Consider the following 24,205-nt stretch of genomic DNA (forward strand, 5'->3'; position numbering starts at 1 on the left):
CGCCACCGTGCCGCCCGGAGCCCTAGGCTGGACCGTGATGAGCACCACGTCCACCCCTCCCGCTCCCACCCCCGCCGCTGTGGTGTGGGACTCCAGCCTGCTCCGCTACCGGTTCAGCGCGGAGCACCCGATGGCGCCCCTGCGGCTGGACCTCACGCACCGGCTCGTGGAGGCGTTCGGCCTGCTGGACGCGCCCCACGTGCGGATCGTGGAGCCGCCCGTGGCCACGGACGAGCAGCTCGCCCTCGTCCACGACCCCGAGTACGTCGCCGCCGTCCGCCGGGCCGCGGCGACGTCGTCGGCCGAGGACGGCCGCTTCGGCCTGGGCACCGAGGACTGTCCCGTGTTCCCGGACCTGCACGAGTCCGCCGCCCGGATCGCGGGCGGCTCCCTCGCGGCGGCCGAGGCCATCTGGTCCGGCGAGGTGGACCGCGCCGTGAACTTCGCCGGCGGCATGCACCACGCCGCCCGGTCCTCGGCGTCCGGGTTCTGCATCTACAACGACTGCGCCGTGGCCATCCAGCGCCTGCTGGACCTCGGCGCGGAGCGCGTGGCCTACGTCGACGTGGACGCGCACCACGGCGACGGCACGCAGTCGGTCTTCTACGACGACCCCCGCGTGCTCACCATCTCCCTGCACGAGACGGGCATCAGCCTGTTCCCGGGCACGGGCTTCGCCAATGAGATCGGCGGCGCGGCCGCCCAGGGCACGGCGGTGAACGTCGCGCTGCCCCCGCGCACCGGCGACGCCGGCTTCCTGCGCGCCGCCCACGCCGTGGTCCCGCCGCTGCTGGAGGCGTTCGCCCCGGACGTGCTGGTCAGCCAGCACGGCTGCGACGGCCACCGCACGGACCCGCTCGCCGACCTGCGGCTGACCGTGGACGGCCAGCGCCAGCTCGCGTTCGACGTCGGCGACTGGGCCGACCGGTTCGCGCACGGCCGGTGGCTGGCCACCGGGGGTGGCGGCTACAACCCGCTGCGGGTGGTGCCGCGCGCGTGGGCCCACCTGACCGCCGCCGTCCTGCAGACCCCGATCCCGGTGAAGAGCGAGATCCCCGCCGCCTGGATCGAGCACGTCCGGGCCCTCACCGCGGACGAGCTGACCGGGGACATGTCCGTGCACGTGGGGGACGACGCCGAGCGGATCCCCACCGTGATGGGCGAGGACGCGGACGTGTGGTGGCGCTCGTGGGAGGTGGGCTACGACCCGGCCGACCCGGTGGACCAGTCGATCATGGCCACGCGCCGCGAGGTGTTCCCGCTGCACGGGCTCGACCCCTGGTTCGACTGAACCGGTCCCCGTCCCGGTTCGACCGGGGCCCGTGCGGCCGGTATTGTGGCCGAGAACGTTTCCAGGCGTTCCACATCCGGTGGAATGCGGGTCGGCGTGTCCGGCGCCCCGGATGCCTGCGGTCCCACGACCGCCGACCCTCGCCCCGATTCAAGGAGTCCCCATGGGATCTGTGATCAAGAAGCGCCGCAAGCGCATGTCGAAGAAGAAGCACCGCAAGCTGCTTCGCAAGACCCGTCACCAGCGTCGCAACAAGAAGTGACGCCCGCGCCCTCCGGGCGCTGACGAGACGAAGCCGCCGTCCCCTTCCGGGGGGACGGCGGCTTCGTCGTGGACGGCGATCCGTAGAGTGGGGCCATGACCGCCGACCTGCCCGCCGCCACCGCCCGCGTCCAGCTGCTCGTGAAGCCCGGCTGTCACCTGTGCGCCGAGGCCGAGGCCACGGTGGTGCAGGTGTGCGACGCGCGGGGCGAGGCCTGGGAGGCCGTGGACGGGGCCGCGCACCCGGACCTGCTCGAGCGCTTCGTGGACGAGGTGCCCGTGCTCTTCGTGGACGGCGTCCAGCGCGACTTCTGGCGCGTGGACCCGGCCCGCCTGGGCCGGCTCCTGGACGCCCCGCGGGCCTGAGCGGGCTCAGCGGCGCGCGAAGCGCTGCCAGGTCTTCAGCCGCATGTACTCCGTGGCGTCCGGGCGGTAGGCGAGCACGATGCCGGCGACGCCGAGGCCCACCCACACGAGGTCCAGCGGGCTGAACGCCCCCATCACGGCGTTGGAGACCAGCACCAGCACGGACAGGGACGCCAGCACCGTTCCGACGATGCGCGCGGCGCGCGAGCCGCCGCGGATCGCGAACGCCACCCACAGGTAGACGAGGAACGCGAGCACGCCGAACACGGCCGCCGTCGTGGCGAGGGCCGGGAGCATCCCGTCCATCATGGTGCGCATCTGCTCCGCCTGGTCGGCGGGCAGATTCATCTGTTCGACGGACCGGTCCAGCTCCTGCTGGATCGCGGCCTGGCCCTCCGGCTGGGTGATGGCGAAGGCCGCCAGCAGGGTCGTCGCCAGCAGCAGGAGGCCGCCCGAGACGATCAGCCAGAACGCGGCCGTCAGGGAGCGCGGCCGCGGGGGCAGCTCGACCGGGCCGGGAGACTGCCAGCCGGCGGGGCCGTGGGGGGAGGGGGCCTGGGGCATCCCCGCCTGGCCCGGGGCGCCGTACGGAGCCGCCGGCGGTGCGCCGTAGGGGTTCTGGCCGTACGGGCTCGCGCCCGCCGGGTCAGGGGAGCCCGGGGTCGGCCCCTGCGGGGCGGCGCCGTAGGGGTCGGTGCCGTACGGGTTCTGGCTGCCGTGGGGATCGGTGGGCGAGGTGCCGGACATGGGGCCTCCTAGCGACGCCGACGCTCGCGGCGTCTCGGTGCGGACGGGGGTGGCGGCGCGGTCGCGCCGAGCTGTGCCCCACGCTACCGCCGGGGCCACCGGCCCGCCTCTGCCAGACTGGCCCCATGCAGACGCTCGCCACCGTCCACCTGGTCCGCCACGGAGAAGTCCACAACCCCGACCGTGTCCTCTACGGCCGCCTGCCGGAGTTCGGGCTCTCGGAGCTCGGCCACGAGATGGCCCGGGGCGTGGCCGCGTGGTTCGCGGAGCGCGCCGCGCAGACCGGCCGGGCGCCCGCCGTCGTCGCCGCCTCCCCGCTGACCCGCGCGCAGCAGACCGCCGCGCCCCTCGCGGCCGCGTTCGACCTGCCGCTGGTCACCGAGCCCGACCTGATCGAGGCGGAGAACGCCTTCGAGGGCATGTCCCAGGTGGCGGCGTCGCTGAAGCGGAACCCGCGGCTGTGGCCCCGGCTGCGCAATCCCCTGCGCCCGTCCTGGGGCGAGCCGTACCGCGCGCAGGCCGCCCGGATGCTGGCCGTCGTCGACCGGCTCCGCGGCGAGGCCGTGGCCGCCGACGGGCCCGGCGCCGAGTCCGTGCTCGTCTCGCACCAGCTGCCGATCTGGGTGACGCGCCTGGCCGTCGAGGGCCGTCCGCTGTGGCACGACCCGCGCCGCCGCGAGTGCTCGCTGACCTCCGTGACCTCGCTCGTGTACGAGGAGGGGCGCGGGGTGCCGCGCGTCGAGTACCACGAGCCGAACCAGGCCCTGCTCAAGGACGCCTCCTCCCTGCCGGGCGCCTGAGACGGCCGGCGTCGACGACGCCGGCCGCAGCCTCCCACGGGGTGGGGGTGTGACGTCCAGGGTTCAGTCAGAATGCGGGGCGGACAGTAGACTCCCCAGGTACCCGGAATCCAGCCCCGCGCGTCCCCTGGAGGGCAGCCCGCCATGCAGACCCCCCGTCCGTCCCGTCGCACCGTGCTGACCGGCCTCGCCCTCGCCAGCCTGGCGCCGGCGCTCGCGGCCTGCTCGGGCGGTGACGACTCGCTCGCGCGGCAGGCGGGCAACGCGGACGGCAAGAACTACATCGCCGGCGACGGCTCCGTCCTGGAGATCGCCCCCGCCGAGCGCGGCGCCCCCGTGGAGTTCGCCGCCGAGCTCTTCGACGGCACCCCCGTGACCGGCGCGAGCCTGCGCGGCACCCCCGCCCTGCTGAACTTCTGGTACGCCGCCTGCGCGCCGTGCCGCGTCGAGGCCCCCCACCTCGTCTCCCTGCACGAGCAGTTCGCCCCGCAGGGGGTGCGGTTCCTCGGCGTGAACGTCCGGGACACCGTCACCACCGCGCAGGCCTTCGAGCGCACCTTCGAGATCCCCTACCCGTCCATCGAGGACGCCCGCGGGGACGTGCTCCTGAACATGACCGACTACGTGCCCCCGCAGGCCGTGCCCTCCACCCTCGTCCTGGACGTCGAGGGCCGCGTGGCCGCCCGCGTGCTCGGCGCCGTGGAGGAGTCCACCCTGCGCGCCCTGCTCACCACCGTGGTGGACGAGGCCGCGGCCTGACCCGGCCGCCGTGTCCATGCAGAGCAACCCCTTCGCCGAGATCGCCCTCGACGGCTCCCTGCTGCTGGCCGCGCCGATCGCCGTGCTGGCCGGCCTGATCTCCTTCCTCTCCCCGTGCGTGCTGCCGCTCGTGCCCGGCTACCTCGGGTACGTCACCGGCCTCGGCGGGGACGTGCTCACCAGCCGCCGCCGCGGGCGCCTCGTGCTCGGCTCCGTGCTGTTCGTGCTCGGGTTCGCCGTGGTGTTCGTGGGCATCACCGTGGTGTTCACCCAGGCCATGGTCTGGCTGCGGCGCGACGGCGCCTGGGTCACCCCCGTGCTCGGCGTGCTCGTGATGCTCATGGGCCTCGTGTTCCTCGGCGGCGGCGGCCGGCTTCAGCAGGAGCGCCGCGTCCACTTCAAGCCCGCCGCCGGCCTGGTCGGCGCGCCCCTGCTGGGCATGACCTTCGGCCTGGGCTGGGCGCCGTGCATCGGCCCCACCATGGCCGCCGTCCTGGCCATGTCCACGGCCAGCTCCGGCTCCGTGGGCCGCGGCGCCCTGCTCGCCTTCCTCTACTGCCTCGGCCTGGGCCTGCCGTTCGTGCTCATGGCCCTCGGCATGGAGCGCGGCATGCGGGCCCTCGGGTTCTTCCGCCGGCACCGCGTGCTGATCATGCGCCTCGGCGGCGCCCTGCTGATCGCGCTGGGCCTGCTCATGGTCACCGGCGTCTGGACCGCCTGGACCACGCAGCTGCAGCTGTGGTTCGCCAACGAATGGGAGATGCCCCTGTGAGCTCCAAGGCCGCCCGGACGCGCTCCGAGCCCGTCACCCTGCCGCGCCTCGGCCTGGCGGGCACCCTGCGCTGGATCTGGACCCAGCTGACCAGCATGAGCACCGCGCTCATGCTGCTGCTCCTGCTCGCCGTCGCCGCCGTGCCCGGCTCCCTCGTGCCCCAGCGCCGTGCCGGCCCCGAGATCGTGGACCAGTGGATCGAGGACAACCCCGTGTGGGGCCCCGTCCTGGACGCCCTGCAGTTCTTCGACGTCTACAACTCCGTCTGGTTCTCGGCCATCTACCTGCTGCTGTTCGTCTCCCTCGTGGGCTGCGTGTGGCCGCGCGCCATCCAGCACGCCAAGGCCCTGCGCCAGCCCCCGGCCCGCACCCCCCGCAACCTGACGCGCCTGCCGGCCTCCGGCGTCGTCGTCCTCGAGGAGGGCGGCCCGAGCCCCGAGGAGGCCGTGGCCAGAGCCCAGGCGTGGCTGCGCAAGCGCCGCTACCGCGTGGAGCACCGCCCCGAGGCCGGCGGCGCGTCCGTGGGCGCCGAGCGCGGATACCTGCGCGAGATCGGCAACATCCTGTTCCACGTCTCGCTGATCGGCGTGCTCGTGTTCATGGCCTACGGCGGCATGACCAAGTACGGCGGGCAGAAGATCATCGTGGAGGGCGAGGGCTTCGCCAACAACCTCGTGGCCTACGACTCCTTCACCCCCGGCACCTACTTCAGCGCGGACGACCTCCAGCCGTTCTCCCTCACCCTCGACTCCTTCGACGCCGTGTTCGACCGCGAGTCCGAGACCCACTACGGCCAGCCGCTGGACTACACCGCCGTCATGGACGTCCGCGAGGGCTCCGGCGGCGAGCTCCAGCGCCAGATCCTCAAGGTCAACCAGCCGCTGGACATCGACGGCGTGCGCGTCTACCTCGTGGGCAACGGCTACGCGCCCGTGGTGACCATCCGCGACGGCGCCGGGGACGTGGCCTTCCAGGGCCCCGTGGTCACCCGCGTGTTCGACCAGAACTACGGCTCGCAGGCCACCATCAAGGTCCCCGACGCGCGGCCGGACCAGCTGGGCTTCGTCGGCTTCTTCCTGCCCACGGCGGTGGAGGACGAGGAAGGCGCCGCGTTCTCCGCGGACCCCGAGCTGCTCAACCCGGAGCTGCAGCTGAACTCGTACTACGGGGACCTCGGCCTGGACACCGGCCGCCCGCAGAACGTGTACGTGCTGGACACCGCATCCCTCACCGAGCTCAACAGCCGCACCAACGAGAACGGCGGCATCGTGCTCAGCCCGGGCCAGACGTACGAGCTGCCCGAGGGCAAGGGCTCCATCAGCTTCGACGGCGTCCGCCGCTACGTCGGCCTGGACATCCACTACGACCCGGGCAAGTGGGGCGTCGGCGTGTTCGCCGGCACCGCCCTGCTCGGCCTGGCGATCAGTCTGTTCGTCCGCCGCCGCCGCGTGTGGGTGCGTGCCCGCACCGACGACGACGGCCGCACCCGCGTGGAGTACGCGCTGCTCGCCCGCGGCGAGGAGTTCGGTCTCCACGAGGAGCACGTGGCCCTGCGCGCCGCCATGGAGAAGTGGTGGCCCATCGTCGCCGCCACCGAGACGGCCGACGACGCCGCGGCCGGTGCCGCCCCCCAGTCCACCCCCACCACCCCCGAGACCCCCGCCGGCCCCGCCGACGCCCGATCAGGAGACTGACAGTGTTCAACCCCACGGCCCCCGTGAACGAGCAGCTGGCGCTGTACAGCGACCTCTTCATGCTCATCGCCGCGCTCGTGTACGCGGCGGCGTTCATCCTGTTCACCATCGACATGGCCACCGCCTCGGCCACCATCCGCCGCCTCGAGGCCGACCTCGCGGCCCAGCGCGGGCAGGTGCGCACCGCTCCGGACCGCGAGACCGTGGGGGCCGCCGTCGGCGGGTCCACGGCGGTCGGCGCGAGCGACTCCGACACGGCCCGGCCGGCCGCCGCCGCCGAGCCCGGCGTCGACGCGGACGCTGACCTCGTGGACGAGGACATGGACTACACGGGCGGCGGCCGCCGCCCGGTCGCCAACGTGGCCGTGGCCGTGCTGGCCGTCGGCTGGGCGCTGCACGCGTTCGCCGTCGTCGCCCGCGGCCTCGCCGCCTCCCGCGTGCCGTGGGGCAACCTGTACGAGTTCATGACCACGGGCGCGCTCGTGATCACGACCGTCTACCTGCTGTTCCTCTTCCGCAAGGACCTGCGCTTCGTGGGCACGTTCGTCACCGGTCTCGTGGTGGCCATGATGTGCGCGGCAACCATGGGCTTCCCGACGCCGGTGGGCCACCTCCAGCCGCCGCTGCAGTCGCCGTGGCTCGTCATCCACGTGTCCATCGCCGTGCTCGCCAGCTCGCTGTTCGCGCTGACCGCGGCGATGTCCGTGCTGCAGCTGCTGCAGGACCGTGCGGAGAAGCGCGCCGCGGCGGGCGAGCGCTCGTGGGCGTTCCTGCGCCTCGTGCCGGCCGCGCAGGGGCTGGAGAACTGGTCCTACCGCCTCAACGCGATCGCCTTCGTGATGTGGACGTTCACCGTGATCGCCGGCGCCATCTGGGCCGAAGCCGCGTGGGGCCGGTACTGGAACTGGGACACCAAGGAGGTCTGGTCCTTCGTCATCTGGGTGGTCTACGCGGCGTACCTGCACGCCCGCGCCACCCGCGGCTGGACCGGCGCCCGCGCGGCCTGGCTGAGCATCGTGGGCTTCCTGTGCATCGTGTTCAACTACACGATCGTGAACACGTACTTCCCGGGCCTGCACTCGTACGCGGGTCTGCCCGGCTGAGTCCGGCGGGGCCCCTCAGGCGCGCGGGCCGTCGCCGTCCGGGTCGGCGTCGTCGTCGCCCTGCTCCCGACGACGGCGCAGCTCCTCCTCGCGGGCGCGCAGCTCGGCCTCGCGGCGGTCCAGGTCCTGCTCGCGGGCGTCCTGGCGGCGCTGCATGCGCAGGCTGCGCAGGAACGCCTCGTCGTCGTCCGGGGCCCCGGTGGGCCGGGGCGCCGGGCGGCCGGCCGCGCCGGCCGGGCGGGCGCGGCCGAGCAGCAGCCACAGCAGCGGCCCCACGAGCGGCACGAGCACGATGACCGCCACCCACGCCGCCTTCGGCAGGCTGCGCACCTCGCGGGCGGGGGTCAGCAGCGCCTCGAACAGCGCGTAGAGGGTCAGGCCCGCGAGGATGATCGCGGCGGGGATGATGAAGCGGCCCATCCTTCCAGTCTAGGCGCGGGCTGGGCGGTCGGCGGGCGGGGCGTCCTTCCTCGTAGGATGGACCGGTGCGCATCTTCTTCTACGGTCTGGTCCGCGTGGTCGTCTTCGTCGCCCTGTGGGCGCTGTTCTACTACGTGATGGACCTCGGGATGATCTTCGGGGTGATCGCGGCCACGATCCTGACGTTCGCGGTCAGCTACCTCTTCCTCGGCCGCCTGCGCACGGGGGCCACCGAGGACCTGTCCGCCGCGTGGGAGGGCCGCCCGGGCCGCCGGGGCCGCACCGAGACCGCCGATGCGGACGCCGAGGACGCCTACACCGAGGGCCGGTTCCGCGAGTGAGCCCCGCGGGGCGACGGGGCGGATGCCGCCGCCGACGCCGTCGTCACCCCGTGCGGCTCAGAGCAGCGCGCCGAGAGTGAACGTGATCGCGTAGACGATCCCGATCACGCCGGTCGCGCGCAGCACCGGGATCAGCGCCCGGCGGTCGTCGGCGCGCAGCACCGTGCGGATCGGCCGGATCGCGAGCAGGCCGCCGATCGGCACGAGCAGCAGCCCCGGGTGCACCGCCACCCAGAACAGCGGCAGCAGCAGGGCGACGGCCAGCATGACGCCGTAGGACGCCCGCGCGGGTCCGTCGCCCAGGCGGGCGGCCAGCGTCATCTTCCCGACCTCGCGGTCCGTGGGGATGTCCCGGATGTTGTTGGCCATGAGCAGGGCCGTGGAGATCAGCCCGCAGCCGATCGCGCCGGCCCAGGCCAGGCCGCTGACGGCGTCGGCCTGGGTGTACGTGGTGCCGAGGACGGCCACCAGCCCGAAGAACACGAACACGAACACCTCGCCGAGGCCGAGGTACCCGTACGGCCGCTTCCCACCGGTGTAGAACCACGCGGCCAGCACGCAGGCGACGCCGACCAGCAGGAACCACCAGTGCCCCGAGAGCAGGATGAGCCCCAGGCCGGCCAGCCCGGCGAGGCCGAAGGACGCGAAGGCCGCCTGCTTCACCTGGGCCGCGGGCACGAGCCCGGAGACGGTGAGCCGGAAGGGGCCGACGCGCTCGTCGTCGGTGCCGCGGATGCCGTCCGAGTAGTCGTTGGCGTAGTTCACGCCGATCTGCAGTGCGAGCGACACCACGAGGGCCAGCAGCGCCGCGCCGAGGTGGAAGGAGCCGAGCTCCGCGGCGGCGGCCGAACCGACGATCACGGGGGCGATCGCCATGGGCAGCGTGCGCGGGCGCGCGGCGGCGACCCACTGGGAGAGCGTGGCGGCCATGGGCGGGGGTTCCTCCTGGGGAGCGGGGTGGGCAGCGGCGCGCGGCGGGCCGGGTCGACGGCGGCGCGCGGCCGGGGCCCGACGTCGGCCGGGCCCGGGTCATTCTCCCACGCGGGCGGGGCGGCGCTCAGCCGGCGGTGAACCGGGCGGCCAGGGCCTGCCGGTCGGTCTTGCCGGTGGAGAGCAGGGGCAGGGCGTCGAGGACGAGCCACGTCTTGGGCACCGCGGCCGCACCCAGCGCCTCGCGCACGTGGGCGCGCAGGACGGCCTCGTCGGGGGCCGCGGCCGGGTGGGCGGGCACGACGGCGGCGCACAGCCGGGCGCCCCACTCGGGATCCGGCACGCCGGCCACGTGGGCCGCCGCGACGCCCGGGTGCGCCTCGAGCACCGCGGTCACCGCCGCCGCGGACACCTTCACCCCGCCCGTGATGACGACGTCGTCCAGGCGACCGGTCACGGCCAGCCGCACGCCGCCGTCGTCGGTGGGGGAGAGCACGCCCGTGTCCTCGGTCAGGAAGGCGCGGGCGCCGTCCGCGGCAGCGACGAAGTGGGCGGCGGTGCGGGCGGGGTTGTCGAGGTAGCCGGCCGCCACCATGGGCCCGGCCAGGCGCACGCGCGGCGGGGCGTCGGGGTCGTCCGGGGCCACCGCGGCGGTGACGCCGGGCAGCGGCACGCCGTCGTAGACGCAGCCGCCGCACGTCTCGGCCATGCCGTAGGTGGCGGTGAGGCGCACCCCCGCCGCCTCGGCCGCGGCCCGCAGCGCGGGATCGAGCCGGGCGCCGCCCACGAGCACGCGGTCGAAGGAGCGCAGGGCCGCCCGCCCGGCCGGGTCGGCGTCGGCCGCGAGGAGGCGGGCGAGCTGGGTGGGGACGAGCGAGACGAGCCGGGGGCCGGCGTCGTCGGGCAGGGCGGCCGCCCCGGTGGCGAACGCCGCGGGCGTGAACGGGCCCGGTGGCAGGGCCACGGGTGCGGTCCCGGCCGCGATCGAGCGGGAGAGCACGGCGAGCCCGGCCACGTAGTGCACGCCGAGGGCCAGCAGCCACGCCCCCTCGCCGCCGAGCCGCCGGGCCGTGGCCGCGGCCGAGGCGCGCAGGGCCGCGCCGGTCAGGACGATCTGCTTCGGCGTGCCCGTGGACCCGGAGCTGCGCACCACGGCGACGGCGTCCGGGTCCCCGCAGCGGCGCGGGTCGCGGGCCTCGGGCCGGGGGAGCGCGGCGCCGTCGGCGGTCAGCTCGACGGGGGCGCCGCCGTCGAAGGCCGCCGCGAGGGCGTCCGTGGCGCGGGCGAGGGCATCGGCGGTGGCGGGCATGGCCCCGAGTGTAGGAGGCCCGACGGTCGGACGGACCCGCCCGGCAGACCGGACCCGCCCGGCCGGTCAGAGCATGAACGGCACGGTGGCGATCTTGACCACCATGATCAGTGCGAACAGCTGGGCGTACCCCTCGGTCACGCGGGCGTCGGTGGACCGGGAGAGCGCGTAGTCCAGGATCGCCGGCTGGCCCGTGATGCCCGCCAGCGCCCCGAAGGTGCGATCCACGGACTGCCCCAGCAGCCGTGCCGCGGCGATGAGCAGGGCCGCGGTCAGCGCGGTGAGCACGGCGGACATCAGGATGGCCAGCCCGCCGACCCGGGTGAACACCGTCTCGATGAACGCCGGGCCGGCGGCCAGGCCCACCACGCCCAGGAAGAGCATGAGGCCGAACTGCCGCAGTGTCAGTGCGATCTCCGTGGACGGCTCCCACACCGTGGGTCCCGTTCGGCCGATCGCACCGAGGGCGAGGCCGACGAGGATGCACCCGGCCGCCGGGCCGAGGGAGAAGGAGGCCCCGCCCGGAAGCGGGATCGTCACCATGCCCAGCAGGTAGCCCAGCGCCATGCCCGTGCCCAGGGAGATCCAGTCCAGGTCCGAGAGCCCGCGCGTCGAGTTGCCGAAGAAGTCGCGCACCGCCTCCATCCGCGGCGCGGTGGTCACGATGAGCACCCGGTCGCCGACCTTGAGCTCGGTCTGCGGGGTGGCCAGCGACTCGACGTCGTCGCGCCGCAGCCGGGCGACGTCGGTGCCGAAGCGCTCGCGCAGGGACAGCGTGCCCAGGCGGCGATCGGCCAGGGCGCGGGCCGTGACGATGACCATGGAGGTCTGCAGCGGGTTCATCACCCGCGCCGGGTCGGCGCCGGTGCGTCGGCCGAAGGCCTGCACGGCCGCGTCGATGTTCTTCTCCGTGCCGTCCAGGACGACCTCGTCCCCGGGTTCGATCCGGTCGGCGGAGCCGGCGATCCGGGCCATGCCGCCGTGGCGCAGCGCCACCACGCGCACCAGTCCCTCGGAGATCCCCGGGATGTCCCGCACGGCGAGGGCGGAGGTGGCGGCCGCGGCGGTGAAGCGCAGCTTGCCGTCGGTCACCGGCGCCGGATCGCGCGGGGAACTGCTCCACGGGCGGGCGGCGAGCAGGGTGATCGCGATGATGGTGCCGACCACGCCCACCAGGTAGGACAGCCCGTAGCCCACGGCCGGGGCCTGCCCGCCGGTGAGCTGGTTCGCCAGCGCCATCGCCGGCGTCGCGGTGAGCGAACCCGTCCACACGCCGATCGCCGTCGGCAGGTCCAGGTGGAGCAGCGCGGCCAGCGGGTGCACCGTGAAGGCGGTGAGGATCACCACGACGACGGCGGCCAGCATCAGGGGCAGGTTGCGGCGCAGGTCCCGGAAGAACACCTTGCCGGCGCCGAGCCCGATCAGGTAGGCGAAGAGGGCCAGGCCGAAGCTCTGGAACAGGGCCAGCCGGTCGCCGACGTCGGGCAGCACCGCTCCGACGAGCAGGCCCACGAACAGGGCTCCGGAGGCGCCGAGGCGGATCTTGCCCAGGGGGATGGTGCCGACGGCGGCGCCCAGGGCGACGGTGGCCATGAGGACGAGGATGGGCTGGTCGTTGAGCAGTGCGAGCATGGGCGGGTCTCCGTCCTGCCGTGGTGGTCGGTCAGAAGTGGTACGGGAAGGCGGACCAGTCCGGGTCGCGCTTCTGCAGGAACGCGTCCCGGCCCTCCACGGCCTCGTCCGTCATGTAGGCCATGCGCGTGGCTTCGCCGGCGAAGACCTGCTGGCCGGCCATGCCGTCGTCGGGAAGGTTGAACGCGAACTTGAGCATGCGCAGGGCCTGCGGGGACTGACGGTTGATGTCCGCGGCGTACTCGAGGGCGACCTCCTCGAGGCGCTCGTGGTCCACGGCCTCGTTCACCGCGCCCATGGCCACCATCTCCTCGGCCGAGTACTCGCGGGCGGTGAAGAAGATCTCGCGGGCGCGCTTCTGGCCCACCTGCCGGGCGAGCAGGGCCGAGCCGTAGCCGGCGTCGAAGGAGCCCACGGTGGCGTCGGTCTGCTTGAACTTCCCGTGCTCGCGGGAGGCGAGGGTGAGGTCCGCGACCACGTGGAGCGAGTGGCCGCCGCCGGCCGCCCAGCCGTTCACGACGGCGATGATCGCCTTGGGGGAGGTGCGCATCAGGCGCTGGACCTCGAGGATGTGGAGGCGTCCGGCGCGGGCCGGGTCGATGGTCTCGGCCGTCTCCCCCTCGGCGTAGCGGTAGCCGTCGCGGCCGCGGATGCGCTGGTCCCCGCCGGAGCAGAACGCGTGGCCGCCGTCCTTGGGGGAGGGGCCGTTGCCGGTGAGCAGCACCGTGCCCACGTCCGGGGTCATGCGGGCGTGGTCGAGGGCGCGGTAGAGCTCGTCCACGGTGCCGGGGCGGAACGCGTTGCGGACCTCGGGGCGGTCGAAGGCGATGCGCACTGTGGGCAGGTCGCGCACCCAGCGGCCGTCGGCGTCGCGCTCCACCTGGCGGTGGTAGGTCAGGTCCTCGAAGTCGAAGCCCTCGACCACGCGCCAGCGCGTGGGGTCGAAGATGTCGGAGACCTGTTCGGGCAGGCGGTCGCGGTCGGGGCGGGCGGCGTCGGGCTGCGGGGTGCTCATGGGGCCCGAGTCTAGGCCCGCCGGGCGAGGCGGGGGTGAGCCGCCCACAGTCGGCGGAGCCGCCGGCCCGCACCGCACGACGCCGTCCCCCTCGCCGCCGTGCGACCCACGGTCACTCCCGCGGATCACCTCTCCGGCCAGTCCTCCGGTCCCGAGGACCCGGCGGCGTACTCGTCGAGGGGCACCCGCCCCGCGTCCCACGCCTCGATCACGGGGGCCAGGATGCGCCAGCACTCCTCCGCGGCGTCGCCTCCCACCGAGAGCATCCGATCCCCGGTGAGCACGCCGCGCATCACCTCGCCGTACGCGTCCACGTCCTCCTCGGCCAGGTCCGCCGCGAGCACGCTGCGCTCCGCGACGAACGGGGTGTCCGGCCCGTCCACGGCCAGCTCCACCCGCAGGGCCCGCGGGTCCAGTCCCACCACGATCCGCTCCCGCCCCGCGGCCGCCTCCAGCCCCGCGGGCACCCCCTCGGGCGGCCGCAGCGAGAGCACGACCTCCCAGCGGCGCGGCTCGAGCGCCTTGCCGGACCGCAGCCGGAACGGCACGCCCGCCCACCGGTCGGTCCGGACCTCCAGCTCCACCTCGGCGAGCGTCTCGGTCCCGTTCTCCGGGTCCACGCCCTCCTCGGCGACGTAGTCGGGCACGTCCTGGCCTCCCACCGTCCCCGCGGTGTACCGGGCCCGGCGCGAGGAGGCGAGCGCGTCGTCGTCGCGCACGCGCGTGGCCCGCAGCACCTCGACGGCGGCGTCCTGCAGCGCGTCCGGGGTGAGACGCCGCGGGGGCTCCAGGGCCACCATGGCCAGCACCTGCAGCAGGTGGGACTGGAGCATGTCCTCGAGAGCCCCGGTGCCGTCGTAGAATCCGGCGCGCCCCTCCAGGGCCAGGGACTCGTCCGCCACGATGTCCACGTGCTCGACGTCGGCCGCGCTCCACACGCGCTCCAGCACGCGGTTGGCCGTGCGCAGGGTGAGCAGGCCCGAGACCATCGACTCCCTGAGGAAGTGGTCCACGCGGAACACGTCCTCCTCCTCGGCGATCCGCCCCAGCAGCGCGTTGAGCTCGCGCGCCGACCGCTGGTCCGAGCCGAACGGCTTCTCCAGCACGATGCGCAGCCCCGTCGGGCGGTCCTCCACCTGCTCGAGCGCCGCGCACGCCTCGGCGGCGAGGTCCGGGTCCAGCGCCAGGTACAGCACGACGACGGCCTCCTCCCCGGCGGCCTCGCGGGCGGCGACGAGCAGGGCGCCCAGGTCCTCGGGGTCCGAGGCGTCGGCGGTGCGCCAGACGGCGCGCTCGACGAGGCCCGCCCGTGCGTCGGCGTCCAGATCCGTCTCTCCCACGGCCTCCTCGATGACGCCGCGCCACTCCTCGAGCGAATGGCCGTCCGAGTGGGCCGAGCCCACCAGGGTCACCTCCGGCAGGTCGTGGACGGTGAGGGCCCGGGCCAGCCCCGGCAGCAGGAGCCGTCGGGTCAGGTCACCGGTCGCGCCCACGATCACAAGCGCCACGGACGCGGCGGCCCGGTCGTCGTCGGGTGCCGGGGATGCTCCGGCGGGGCAGGGGTTCTGGACGTCGGGCATGGGTCCTCCTGGACGGGGCGGGCAGACGGAACGGGGGAGCGGGGTGGGTGCGCGGGCGGCGGCCGGGAGGGACCCGGCCGACCACGCCATTCTCCCGGTGACGTCGTCGTGGGTCCACGCCGCGCCCCCGGCTGGCCCTGCCTCCCCCCGGGGTGATGGACTGCCCTGCATGAGCGCCCAGCCCCGCATCGACGACCACGCCTTCCTGTCCCACCAGCTCAGCGGGGCACTGGTGTCCCGGGAGGGGGCGATCACGTGGCTGTGCCTGCCCCGCTTCGACTCGGCCTCGGTGTTCACCTCGCTCCTCGGCACGCGGGAGCACGGCGAGTGGAGCCTGGGGATCGAGGACGGCGAGGTCGCGGAGCGCGCCTACCTGCCGGGCACCCTCGTGCTGCGCACCCTCTGGCGGTCGCCGTCCGGGGAGACCGAGGTGCTGGACTTCATGCCGCTCATGGACGCGGACGGCGTGGGGGACGCCCAGGGGGACGACGGCGGCCCCGACGGGACCGGGGCGTCCGAGGCGGCGCCGCGGGCCGACGTCATGCGGCTGGTCCGCTGCCTCGCGGGACGCGTGCGCGTGACACAGTCCGTGTTCGCCCGCCTCGACTACGGCGAGGTCGAGCCGTGGGTCTCGCGTCAGGAGGACGCAGACGGGGAGTCGTTCCTGGCCGTCGTCGCCGGCGGGGATGCGCTCGCGGTGCACGGGCCGGACCTGGAGCCGGTGGACGGGCATCACGAGGGCACGACGGAGCTGGTCGCCGGGGAGTCCGCCCAGTGGTGCCTGACCTGGTACCCGGCGTGGGGCATGGCCCCCTCCGCGCCCCGCGCCGAGGACGTGCTGGAGGCCACCGTGCGCAGATGGCGCGGCTGGCTGGAGGAGTCGACCCGACAGGCCCCGCGGGCGGACGACCCGCTCGCCGATCGGGTCCAGCGATCCCTCCTCGTGCTCAAGGGGCTCACGCATCGGGCCACGGGCGGCATCGTGGCGGCCCCGACCACGAGCCTGCCGGAGGACATCGGCGGGGTCCGGAACTGGGACTACCGCTATGTGTGGCTGCGGGACACGGCGCTCGCACTGGAGGCCCTGCTCGCGTACGGACACGTGGAGGTGGCGACGGCCTGGCGCGACTGGCTGCTGCGCGCCATCGCGGGGGAGCCCCACGAGGTGCAGGTCATGTACACGCTCTCGGGGGAGCGGTACATGCCCGAGCGCGAGCTCGAGCACCTCCCCGGCCACGCGGACTCCCGGCCCGTGGTCGTGGGCAACGGCGCCGCGGACCAGTGGCAGGCGGACGTCATCGGCACCGTGATGATGGCGCTGTGCGCCCTCCGGGACGCCGGCGTCCCGGAGGACGAGTGGTCCTGGCCGCTGCAGAAGCGGCTCGTGGAGCGCGTCGTCGCGCATCGGGAGGACCCGGACCACGGGCTGTGGGAGATGCGCGGGGAGCCTGCCTTCTTCACGCACAGCCGCGTCAAGATGTGGGCCGCGCTGGACCGTGCGCTGCACGCCGTGGCCACCCACGGCGTGCCCGCCACGGAGGCGGAGACCGCGGCGTGGGAGCGCCACCGGGACGAGCTGCGGGAGGAGATCCTCACCCGCGGCGTGCACGCGGACGGCCACTTCACCCAGGCCTACGGCTCGGATGCGGTGGACGCCTCCCTCCTCCAGATCCCCCACACCGGGTTCCTGCCTCCGGACGACCCGCGCATGCTCGCCACCGTGCGGCGGATCGAGGAGGAGCTCGTCACGGACACCGGCCTGGTGCTGCGCTACCGCCCGGACGGCTCCGACGGGTTGCCCGGTGAGGAGGCGCCGTTCCTCGCGTGCGCCTTCTGGCTCGTGGAGCAGTACGCGCGCACCGGCCGCCTGGACGACGCCGACGCCCTCATGGAGCGGCTCGATGCGTGCGCGAACGACCTCGACCTCATGGCCGAGGAGTACGACGACGGCCAGGACCGCATGGCGGGCAACTTCCCCCAGGCGTTCAGCCACCTGGCGCTGCTGCGCGCCGCCGACGCGCTGGCCCTGGTCCGCGCGGGCGACGGGGCCGGGGAGGCCGGAGACTGACCGGTTCCGGGCGAACACCCCGCCCCCGTCACACCACGCGGCGGGTCGCCCCCAGCGCGGTCAGCAGGAACGCGTACTCCCACGCGGTGTCCTCCCAGCCCTGGTACCGGCCGGACGCGCCGCCGTGGCCGCCGTCCATCTCGGTGCGCAGCAGCACGGGCGCGCCGCCGTCGGCCAGCGGCCTCGCCTGGTCCGAGGTGACGGTGCGGCGCAGCTGCGCCACCCACTTGGCGGGCTCCACGTAGAGCACGCGGGTGTCGTGCAGGCTGGTGACCGCGGCGATCGCCGGGTAGTCCACCGCCCGCACGTTCTCGTACGGGGTGTAGGCGCGCATGGCCTCGTACACGGCCGCGTCCTCGATCGGGTTGCCCCACTCCTCCCACTCGAGCGCGGACAGCGGCAGCTCCGGGTCGAGGATGGTGGTGAGCGCATCCACGAACGGCACCACCGCCAGGCACGCCCGGTACAGCTCCGGCGCGAGGTTCAGTACCGCGCCCATGAGCAGGCCGCCGGCCGAGCCGCCCATGCAGGCCACACGCGCCGGGTCCGCCCAGCCGAGGTCCACGAGGTGCCGGGTGGCGTCCACGAAGTCCGTGAAGGAGTGCCGCTTGGCCAGCTTCTTGCCGTCCTCGTACCAGCGCCGGCCCAGTTCGCCGCCGCCGCGCACGTGCGCGACCGCGAACACCACGCCCCGGTCCAGCAGGGACAGCCGGGCCACACCCAGCACGGGGTCCATGGACATCTCGTAGGAGCCGTAGCCGTACACCACGCACGGGGCCGTCCCGTCCGGCTTCACGTCGCGGCGCCGGATCACGGTGACGGGGATCCGCACGTCCTCCCCGGTCACCGACGACGGCTCGGACGCCGGCGCCCACACGCGCTCGGCCACGTAGTCGGCCGGGTCGTAGCCGGGCACCTCCGTCTCGCGGCGCAGGTGCACCTCGCCCGTCGCCGCCGAGACGTCCAGCACGCGCGCGGGCGTGATCCAGGACGTGTAGGCCAGCCGCAGGAACGGGGACTCGGCCGCCGTCGCGGACAGATGGCACGCGTAGAGCTCCTCGTCGAACGCGGGCTCGCGCCAGTGCGCGGCCTGCCCGGCCAGCACGGCGTCCAGCTCGGTGACGACGACGCGCGGGGTCGTCTCCCGGCGCACGGCCAGGGCGGCGTGGGTCAGGGTGACCATGACACCGTCGACCTTCACGTCCTCGCGGTGCGGCACGACGGTGCGCCAGGCGCCGCGGTCGGCGACGTCCGCCTCGGCGACCACCGAGAGCATCCCGTTGGGCGCGGCGACGGGGGCGCCGTCGTCGTCCAGGGCGCGGTCGTGGACCACGAGCAGCCGGCGGACGCCGTCGGCGTCGGTGACGGGCTCGACGTCGGCGAGCATCCGCCACGCGCGGGGGATCAGCACGCGCGGGGCCGGCAGGGGCGCGGCGGGGTCCTCCGGCAGGTCGACCACGAGGGTCTCGGAGACCTCCGAGTTGCCGACGCCGATCAGCAGCTGGGTGCGGTCGGCGACGCCCTCGAAGCCGGTCCACATGCCCGGGTCGGCCTCCTCGTGCAGGAGCACGTCCTCGGCCGGGTCGGTGCCGAGCACGTGGGCCTTGACCTGGTACGGCCGCCACGAGTCGTCCCACACGGTGTAGAACACGCGGGTGCCCGAGCGGTCGAAGCGGACGCCGTGGGCCACGTTCTCGACCGCGTCCGGCAGGTCCTCGCCCGTGGCGATCTCGCGCACGCGCAGGGTGAAGCGCTCGTCGCCGGTGTGGTCCACGGCGTAGGCCACCCGGGTGGCGTCCGGGCTGATGTGCAGGCCGCCGAGCGCGAAGAACGGGTGGCCCTCGGCCTCGGCGTTGCCGTCCAGGATCACCTGCTCGCCCGGCAGGGCGGCGTCCGGGGTGATGACGGGCGGGGTCCAGTCGGCCTCGAGGTCGCCGGTGTCGCGTGCGGGCACGCGGCAGTGGATCGGGTACTCGGCGCCCTCGCGGGTGCGCACGAAGTACCACCACCCGTCCCGGCGGGCGGGCACGGAGCGGTCCGTCTCCACCGTGCGGGCCTTGATCTCGCCGACGATCGCCTCGCGCAGCGGCGCCTGGTCCGCGGTCACGGCCTCGGTGTACGCGTTCTCGGCGGCCAGGTGCTCGAGCACGCGGGGCTCCGCCTTGCCGCGCAGCCACTCGAAGTCGTCCTGGAACGTGTGGCCGTGGTGGCGGCGGGTCACGGGCTCGGCGGAGACGGACGGCGGGACGGGGGCGTGCGACGTGGTCTGGGGCATGCGGCCCATCCCATCACGTCGCGCGGGGCGGGGCCGACACCCCGCGCCGCACACGACGACGGCGGCGCACCGGTCCGGTGCGCCGCCGTCGGGGGTGGCGGGTCAGTTCAGGCCGAGCGATGCCCGGACCACGCCGAGCCCGAAGTACGCGACGAACGCGAGCGCCACGAACCACAGCAGCGGGTGCACCTCGCGGCCGCGGCCCTGGCCCGTGCGGATCACCGCGTAGGCCACCACGCCGGCGCCGATGCCGTTGACGATCGAGTAGGTGAACGGCATGAGGATGAACGTGAGGAACGCGGGGAAGGCCGCGCCCGGGTCGGACCAGTCGATCTGCACCACGTGCTGGCACATCATGAACCCGACCACCACGAGCGCGGGGGCCACGGCCTCGAACGGCACGAGGTGGATGAGCGGGGAGAGGAACACGGCTGCCAGGAAGAAGAGGCCGGTGAACACGGAGGCCAGGCCGGTCCGGGCGCCCTCGCCGATGCCGGTGCCGGACTCCACGAAGATCTGGTGTGCCGAGCCGGAGGCGCCGCCGCCCACGGCGACCGCGAGCGCGTCCGCGGCGAGCACCCGGTTCAGGTCGGGGATGGAGCCGTCCGGGTTCACGGTGCCGGCCTCGCGGGCCAGGCCCACGGAGACGCCCATCGCGTCGAAGAACACGGAGAGCAGGATCGCGAACACGAGCAGGGAGGCCATCAGCCCGCCCACGGAGGTGAAGGCGCCGAACAGGTCCACGCTGCCGAGCAGGTGCAGGTCCGGGGCGGTCCACTCGGGCAGGGAGGGGGCGATCAGGGACCAGCCGGTGGGCACGGCGTTCCCGTCGGCGTCCACGGAGGGGCCGATGTGGAACACGGCCTCCAGCACGTTGGCGAGGATCGTCGCCGCGACGATGCCGATCAGGATGGCGCCGCGCACCTTGCGGATCACGAGGACCGCGGTCAGCAGCAGCCCGACGACGAAGACCAGCACGGGCCAGCCCTCGAGCTCGCCGCCCGTGCCCAGGCCCACCGGGACCGTGGTGTCGGCGGCGTCCGGCAGCCGCCGCACGAACCCGGCGTTGACGAGGCCGATCAGTGCGATGAACAGGCCGATGCCCACCACGATGCCGGACTTCAGCGCCTCCGGGACCGCGTCGAACACGGCACGGCGGAAGCCGGTCACCACGAGCAGCAGCATCACGAGACCGGCGAGGGTGACGAGGCCCATCAGCTGGGGCCAGGTGAGCCCCGGCGTCGTGGCGATGGTGATGGAGACGAACGCGGAGACGCCCAGGCCCGCGGCCACCGCGAACGGGTGCCGCGCCCACACGCCCATGACGATGGTCATGACGCCCGCCACGAGCGCGGTGACGGCGGCCACGGCGGGGATGCCCAGGGTGTTCCCGGCCGAGTCGGGCCCGGACAGGATCAGCGGGTTCAGCACCACGATGTAGCTCATCGCCAGGAACGTGGCGAGGCCGCCGCGGAACTCCTGGCCCACCGACGAGCCGCGCTCGGTGATGCGGAAGTACCGGTCCAGGGCGCCGCGGGCAGCGGCGGGGGACGGGGCGGGCGAGGGCGGTGGAGAGGCGGTGCGGGAGGCCATGGCACCAGCGTAGTGACCCGGTCCCACGACGATCGCGCGCGTGCCGTCCCGCTACGCTCGCGGGCATGCGTCCCCGCTCCGCCTCCGCCGCCCGCACCCGGGAGGCGCTGCGCGACGCCGTGCAGATCTACGCCCCCTCCACCGTCTACGCCGTCGGCCTGGGCGCCATGACGCCCGCGCTCGCGGTGGCGGCGCTGGCCCTCGGCCTGGACGCGGCGCGGGCGGCTGCCGTCGTGCTGCTGGTGGGGCTCGGCTCGCTCGTGGCCAACGGGCCGGTCTCGGCGCTCGCGGCCCGGGCGGGGGAGCGGGTCACCATGGTCGTCTCCGCCGTGCTCGGCACGGCCGGCGCGGGCCTGGCCTGGGCGACGACGGCCGGGGTGTCCTCCGGGCCGTCGGCGGCGGGGGTGGCCGAGCCGGGGCGGCTGGCGCTGTTCCTGGCCGCGGTGCTCGCCGTGGGCATGGCCGGGGCCGGGTTCAACCTGGCCCGGCAGGCGTACCTGGCGGTGGCGGTGCCGGCCACGCACCGGGCCCGCGCGATGTCCACGCTCGGCGGGACCGTGCGGATCGGGACGTTCCTGGGCCCGTTCCTGGGCGCCGCCGCGCAGGCCCCGCTCGGGCTGGACGGCGCGTTCGCCGCGGCCGCCGCGGCCATGGCCGTCGGCGCCCTGCTGTGCCTGCGGATCCGGGATCTGCCGGTGCCGGCGTCCGATCCGGTGGCGGGGGAGGAGCCCGGCCCGGCCGGTCGACCCCGGCTGCTGGACGTGGCGCGCGCCCGGCGCGGGGCGTTGCTCACGGCCGGCTTCGGTGTCGTGGCCGTCTCCGCCGCCCGCGCGGCGCGCAACGCCGTCATCCCGCTGTGGGCCACGCACCTGGGCCTGGACGCGGCGACGGCGTCGCTCGTCTTCGGCCTGGCCGGCGCGGCGGACCTGCTGCTCTTCTACCCCTCGGGCCGGCTCATGGACCGCTTCGGCCGGCGCGCTGTGGCGGTGCCGTGCCTGACCCTGCTGGGGGCGGGGTTCCTGGCGATCAGCCTCACCCGGGAGCCGACGGCGTTCGCGGCGGCGGCGGTGCTGCTGGGCATCGGCAACGGCTTCGGCGCGGGGATCGTGATGACCCTCGGGGCGGACCACTCGCCGCCGAACGCGCGCGCCCAGTTCCTCGGCCTGTGGCGCTCGATGTCCGACGCGGGGATGCTGGCCGGGCCGCTGCTGCTGTCCGGGGTGACCGCCGCGGCCGGGCTGGCCGTCGGCGTCGGCTCCCTCGCGGTCGTCTGCGGTGTCGGAGCGGTCGTGTTCGCCGCGGTGCTGCCGCGCGGGCCGGGGGCCGTGGCGGACCCGCCGGCCGTCGTCGTGCGCCCCCGCTGACCGGGGCGCCGGACCGTCGGCTCAGTCGGCGGTCTCGTCCGGGGGGATGGTCTGCCCGGAGGCCTGGTCGTCGAAGACCATGTACGTCTGCGTGTCGACGACGCTCGGCAGGGTCTGCAGTTCGTCGAAGATCACACGGCGCAGGTCGGCGGTGTCCCGCGCGCGGACCAGCAGGATCACGTCCATGTTCCCGCCCACGAGGGAGACGTGGGAGACCTCGGGGATGGCCAGGAGCGTGGCGCGCAGCTCTCGCCAGTCGTGCTGACGCAGCTTCATGGTCACGTGGGCGGAGGCCCCGAAGCCGACCTTGACGGGGTCGACCCGCACGGTGAAGCCTGTGATCACGCCCGCGTCCTGCAGGCGGTTCAGGCGCGAGTAGCAGTGCGCGCGGGAGATGTGCACGCGCTCGGCCAGGGCCGCGACGGACATCCGCCCGTCCTGCGTCAGTTCGCGGACGATCGCGCGGTCCACGCGGTCCAGCGGCTCGGCGGCCATGGCTCCTCCTGGGGCGGGCGGACGGGTCGGCCACGCGGCGGCGGACCGTCTACGTGGCACGAGTCACCATAGCAGTTCGTCTGATGGAGTGCCTGGTTTGCATTCGATTGTCTCGTGATCCCGGGCGGGCGAGCGACACATTGACCCTCTTGGGCACACTGAAGGCCACAGATCGAGAGGACCCGCCATGAGTGACCCCACCCCCGCCGTGCCCGGGGCCGTCCGGACCGACGAGGCCGAGACCCGCCCGAACGCCGGCGCCGCCTTCGGCATCTCCCTCGAGGAGTACCTGCTCCCCGCCGCCCGCCGCATCCAGCTGATCGGCGAGGACGGCACTCTGCTGGCCCCGGAGGAGCAGGGCACCGAGCCCGGCCACGAGTATCCCCTGCCCTCCGACGAGGAGCTGCTGGCCGCCTACCGCCACCTCGTCATCGGCCGCCGCGTCAACGACCAGGCCTACGCCCTGGTGCGCCAGGGTCGCATGGCCGTCTATCCGTCCTCGCATGGCCAGGAGGCCTCCGAGGTCGCCGCCGCCGTCTGCCTGGGCGAGGACGACTGGCTGTTCCCGACCTACCGCGACACCGTGGCCGTGATCGCCCGCGGCGTCCCGCCGCTCGAGGTGATGGTGGCCTACCAGGGCACCTGGCATCAGGGTTACGACCCCCAGAAGCACCACGTCTCCATCCAGTCCACGCCCCTGACCACCCAGATGCTGCACGCCGTCGGGATGGCCAAGGCCGCCCGCCTGCGCGGCGAGGAGGTCGTGTGCCTGGCCATGGTCGGCGACGGCGGCACCTCCGAGGGCGACTTCCACGAGGCGCTGAACTTCGCGGCCGTGTTCAAGCTGCCGGTGATCTTCTTCGTGCAGAACAACAAGTTCGCCATCTCCGTGCCGTTCGCCAAGCAGTCGGCCGCCCCGTCCCTGGCCCACAAGGCCGTGGGCTACGGCCTGGCCGGCGAGCGCGTGGACGGCAACGACCTCGGCGCCCTGCTGGCCGTGCTGGGCCGCGCCGTGGAGCTGTGCCGGCAGGGCCAGGGCCCCTTCCTCGTGGAGGCGGACACCTACCGCATGCAGGCGCACACCAACACGGACGACCCCTCGCGCTACCGCGACGACGCCGAGGTGAAGGAGTGGGAGGCGCGCGACCCGCTGCGCCGCATGACCGCCTACCTCGAGTCCACCGGCGCCCTCACCGAGGAGGTCTCGGCCCAGATCGCCCGCGACGCCGAGGACGTCGCGCAGCAGCTGCGTGACGCCATGAACGCCGAGACGGAGCTCGATCCGCTCGAGCTGTTCGACCACGTCTACTCCGTGCAGACCCCGCAGCTCGCCGCCCAGCGCGCGCAGCTGGCCGAGGAGCTGTCCCGTTCCGAGAACCAGGAGGCCTGA

22 protein-coding genes are annotated in these 24,205 nt (G+C 74.4%); 12 read left to right on the forward strand and 10 right to left on the reverse strand.

The features are described 5' to 3' along the window. The first annotated feature begins 37 nt into the window (after window positions 1-37). From ABIB16_RS04410 to ABIB16_RS04420, 3 genes are all read left to right on the forward strand, one after another. Window positions 38-1,291 (forward strand): acetoin utilization protein AcuC, encoded by a 1,254-nt coding sequence (locus ABIB16_RS04410; RefSeq protein WP_206496527.1) that lies wholly within the window; start codon window positions 38-40, stop codon window positions 1,289-1,291. Between the two features lie 163 nt (window positions 1,292-1,454). Next, entirely contained in the window at window positions 1,455-1,553 is a 99-nt protein-coding gene (locus tag ABIB16_RS04415) for a 30S ribosomal protein bS22 (RefSeq protein WP_005504750.1), read from the forward strand. 95 nt (window positions 1,554-1,648) lie between these two features. Next, a complete protein-coding gene (locus tag ABIB16_RS04420) occupies window positions 1,649-1,918 on the forward strand; it encodes a glutaredoxin family protein (RefSeq protein ID WP_063189784.1) in 270 nt (89 codons plus the stop codon). A gap of 6 nt (window positions 1,919-1,924) precedes the next feature. On the opposite strand, the gene ABIB16_RS04425 is transcribed toward ABIB16_RS04420, so the two are convergent. Next, window positions 1,925-2,665 (reverse strand): Bax inhibitor 1 family protein, encoded by a 741-nt coding sequence (locus ABIB16_RS04425; protein ID WP_095353669.1) that lies wholly within the window; start codon window positions 2,663-2,665, stop codon window positions 1,925-1,927. Window positions 2,666-2,790: 125 nt separating this feature from the next. On the opposite strand from ABIB16_RS04425, the gene ABIB16_RS04430 reads away from it, so the two are divergent. The 5 genes from ABIB16_RS04430 (at window position 2,791) to ccsB (ending at window position 7,793) form a co-directional block, all read left to right on the forward strand. After that, entirely contained in the window at window positions 2,791-3,465 is a 675-nt protein-coding gene (locus tag ABIB16_RS04430) for a histidine phosphatase family protein (RefSeq protein WP_036336891.1), read from the forward strand. A 144-nt stretch (window positions 3,466-3,609) separates the two neighbouring features. Beyond that, window positions 3,610-4,224, forward strand: a complete 615-nt coding sequence (locus ABIB16_RS04435; protein WP_095353668.1) for a TlpA family protein disulfide reductase — start codon at window positions 3,610-3,612, stop codon at window positions 4,222-4,224. Between the two features lie 16 nt (window positions 4,225-4,240). After that, the gene (locus ABIB16_RS04440; protein ID WP_036336893.1) at window positions 4,241-4,996 is read left to right on the forward strand and encodes a cytochrome c biogenesis CcdA family protein; all 756 of its coding nucleotides are present in this window, start codon (window positions 4,241-4,243) and stop codon (window positions 4,994-4,996) included. Continuing rightward, complete coding sequence (resB, locus tag ABIB16_RS04445) at window positions 4,993-6,690, forward strand: cytochrome c biogenesis protein ResB (RefSeq protein WP_095353667.1); 1,698 nt, start codon at window positions 4,993-4,995, stop codon at window positions 6,688-6,690. Before ABIB16_RS04440 ends, resB begins: the two co-directional genes overlap by 4 nt. A 2-nt stretch (window positions 6,691-6,692) precedes the next feature. Continuing rightward, the gene (gene ccsB / locus ABIB16_RS04450; protein WP_095353666.1) at window positions 6,693-7,793 is read left to right on the forward strand and encodes a c-type cytochrome biogenesis protein CcsB; all 1,101 of its coding nucleotides are present in this window, start codon (window positions 6,693-6,695) and stop codon (window positions 7,791-7,793) included. 15 nt (window positions 7,794-7,808) lie between these two features. Here ccsB and ABIB16_RS04455 read toward each other — a convergent pair whose 3' ends face one another. Beyond that, complete coding sequence (locus ABIB16_RS04455; RefSeq protein ID WP_010080314.1) at window positions 7,809-8,213, reverse strand: PLDc N-terminal domain-containing protein; 405 nt, start codon at window positions 8,211-8,213, stop codon at window positions 7,809-7,811. A 65-nt stretch (window positions 8,214-8,278) separates the two neighbouring features. Here ABIB16_RS04455 and ABIB16_RS04460 point away from each other — a divergent pair, with 65 nt between their 5' ends. Next, entirely contained in the window at window positions 8,279-8,554 is a 276-nt protein-coding gene (locus ABIB16_RS04460) for a DUF4229 domain-containing protein (RefSeq protein WP_010080315.1), read from the forward strand. A gap of 57 nt (window positions 8,555-8,611) precedes the next feature. Here the strand turns inward: ABIB16_RS04460 and ABIB16_RS04465 are convergent, their stop codons facing one another. The 5 genes from ABIB16_RS04465 to ABIB16_RS04485 all read right to left on the reverse strand — a co-directional run bounded on the left by ABIB16_RS04465 (window position 8,612) and on the right by ABIB16_RS04485 (window position 15,020). Then, window positions 8,612-9,484 (reverse strand): 1,4-dihydroxy-2-naphthoate polyprenyltransferase, encoded by an 873-nt coding sequence (locus ABIB16_RS04465; RefSeq protein WP_036316696.1) that lies wholly within the window; start codon window positions 9,482-9,484, stop codon window positions 8,612-8,614. 127 nt (window positions 9,485-9,611) lie between these two features. Then, the gene (locus tag ABIB16_RS04470; RefSeq protein WP_095353665.1) at window positions 9,612-10,793 is read right to left on the reverse strand and encodes an AMP-binding protein; all 1,182 of its coding nucleotides are present in this window, start codon (window positions 10,791-10,793) and stop codon (window positions 9,612-9,614) included. Window positions 10,794-10,859: 66 nt separating this feature from the next. After that, the gene (locus ABIB16_RS04475; protein ID WP_036316699.1) at window positions 10,860-12,425 is read right to left on the reverse strand and encodes an aspartate:alanine exchanger family transporter; all 1,566 of its coding nucleotides are present in this window, start codon (window positions 12,423-12,425) and stop codon (window positions 10,860-10,862) included. Window positions 12,426-12,456: 31 nt separating this feature from the next. After that, the gene (locus ABIB16_RS04480; protein WP_051995303.1) at window positions 12,457-13,440 is read right to left on the reverse strand and encodes a 1,4-dihydroxy-2-naphthoyl-CoA synthase; all 984 of its coding nucleotides are present in this window, start codon (window positions 13,438-13,440) and stop codon (window positions 12,457-12,459) included. Between the two features lie 125 nt (window positions 13,441-13,565). Next, window positions 13,566-15,020, reverse strand: a complete 1,455-nt coding sequence (locus ABIB16_RS04485; RefSeq protein WP_080772569.1) for a glucose-6-phosphate dehydrogenase — start codon at window positions 15,018-15,020, stop codon at window positions 13,566-13,568. A 169-nt stretch (window positions 15,021-15,189) separates the two neighbouring features. Between ABIB16_RS04485 and ABIB16_RS04490 the strand changes: the two genes are divergently transcribed. Further along, complete coding sequence (locus ABIB16_RS04490; RefSeq protein WP_041104046.1) at window positions 15,190-17,088, forward strand: glycoside hydrolase family 15 protein; 1,899 nt, start codon at window positions 15,190-15,192, stop codon at window positions 17,086-17,088. Between the two features lie 28 nt (window positions 17,089-17,116). Here ABIB16_RS04490 and ABIB16_RS04495 read toward each other — a convergent pair whose 3' ends face one another. Both ABIB16_RS04495 and ABIB16_RS04500 read right to left on the reverse strand, forming a co-directional pair. After that, window positions 17,117-19,363, reverse strand: a complete 2,247-nt coding sequence (locus ABIB16_RS04495; RefSeq protein ID WP_041104048.1) for a S9 family peptidase — start codon at window positions 19,361-19,363, stop codon at window positions 17,117-17,119. Window positions 19,364-19,465: 102 nt separating this feature from the next. Next, window positions 19,466-20,956 carry an NCS2 family permease gene (locus ABIB16_RS04500; RefSeq protein ID WP_041104070.1) on the reverse strand — a complete coding sequence of 497 codons (1,491 nt, stop codon included), beginning with the start codon at window positions 20,954-20,956 and terminating at the stop codon, window positions 19,466-19,468. A gap of 65 nt (window positions 20,957-21,021) precedes the next feature. Here ABIB16_RS04500 and ABIB16_RS04505 point away from each other — a divergent pair, with 65 nt between their 5' ends. After that, window positions 21,022-22,320 (forward strand): MFS transporter, encoded by a 1,299-nt coding sequence (locus ABIB16_RS04505; protein WP_052520069.1) that lies wholly within the window; start codon window positions 21,022-21,024, stop codon window positions 22,318-22,320. A 21-nt stretch (window positions 22,321-22,341) separates the two neighbouring features. Here the strand turns inward: ABIB16_RS04505 and ABIB16_RS04510 are convergent, their stop codons facing one another. Further along, complete coding sequence (locus ABIB16_RS04510; protein WP_036316705.1) at window positions 22,342-22,815, reverse strand: Lrp/AsnC family transcriptional regulator; 474 nt, start codon at window positions 22,813-22,815, stop codon at window positions 22,342-22,344. Between the two features lie 187 nt (window positions 22,816-23,002). Here ABIB16_RS04510 and ABIB16_RS04515 point away from each other — a divergent pair, with 187 nt between their 5' ends. Next, window positions 23,003-24,205 (forward strand): thiamine pyrophosphate-dependent enzyme, encoded by a 1,203-nt coding sequence (locus ABIB16_RS04515; RefSeq protein WP_041104050.1) that lies wholly within the window; start codon window positions 23,003-23,005, stop codon window positions 24,203-24,205.

The sequence above is a fragment of the Micrococcus sp. UYEF5 genome, from assembly GCF_040546065.1.
GTDB lineage: Bacteria > Actinomycetota > Actinomycetes > Actinomycetales > Micrococcaceae > Micrococcus > Micrococcus luteus.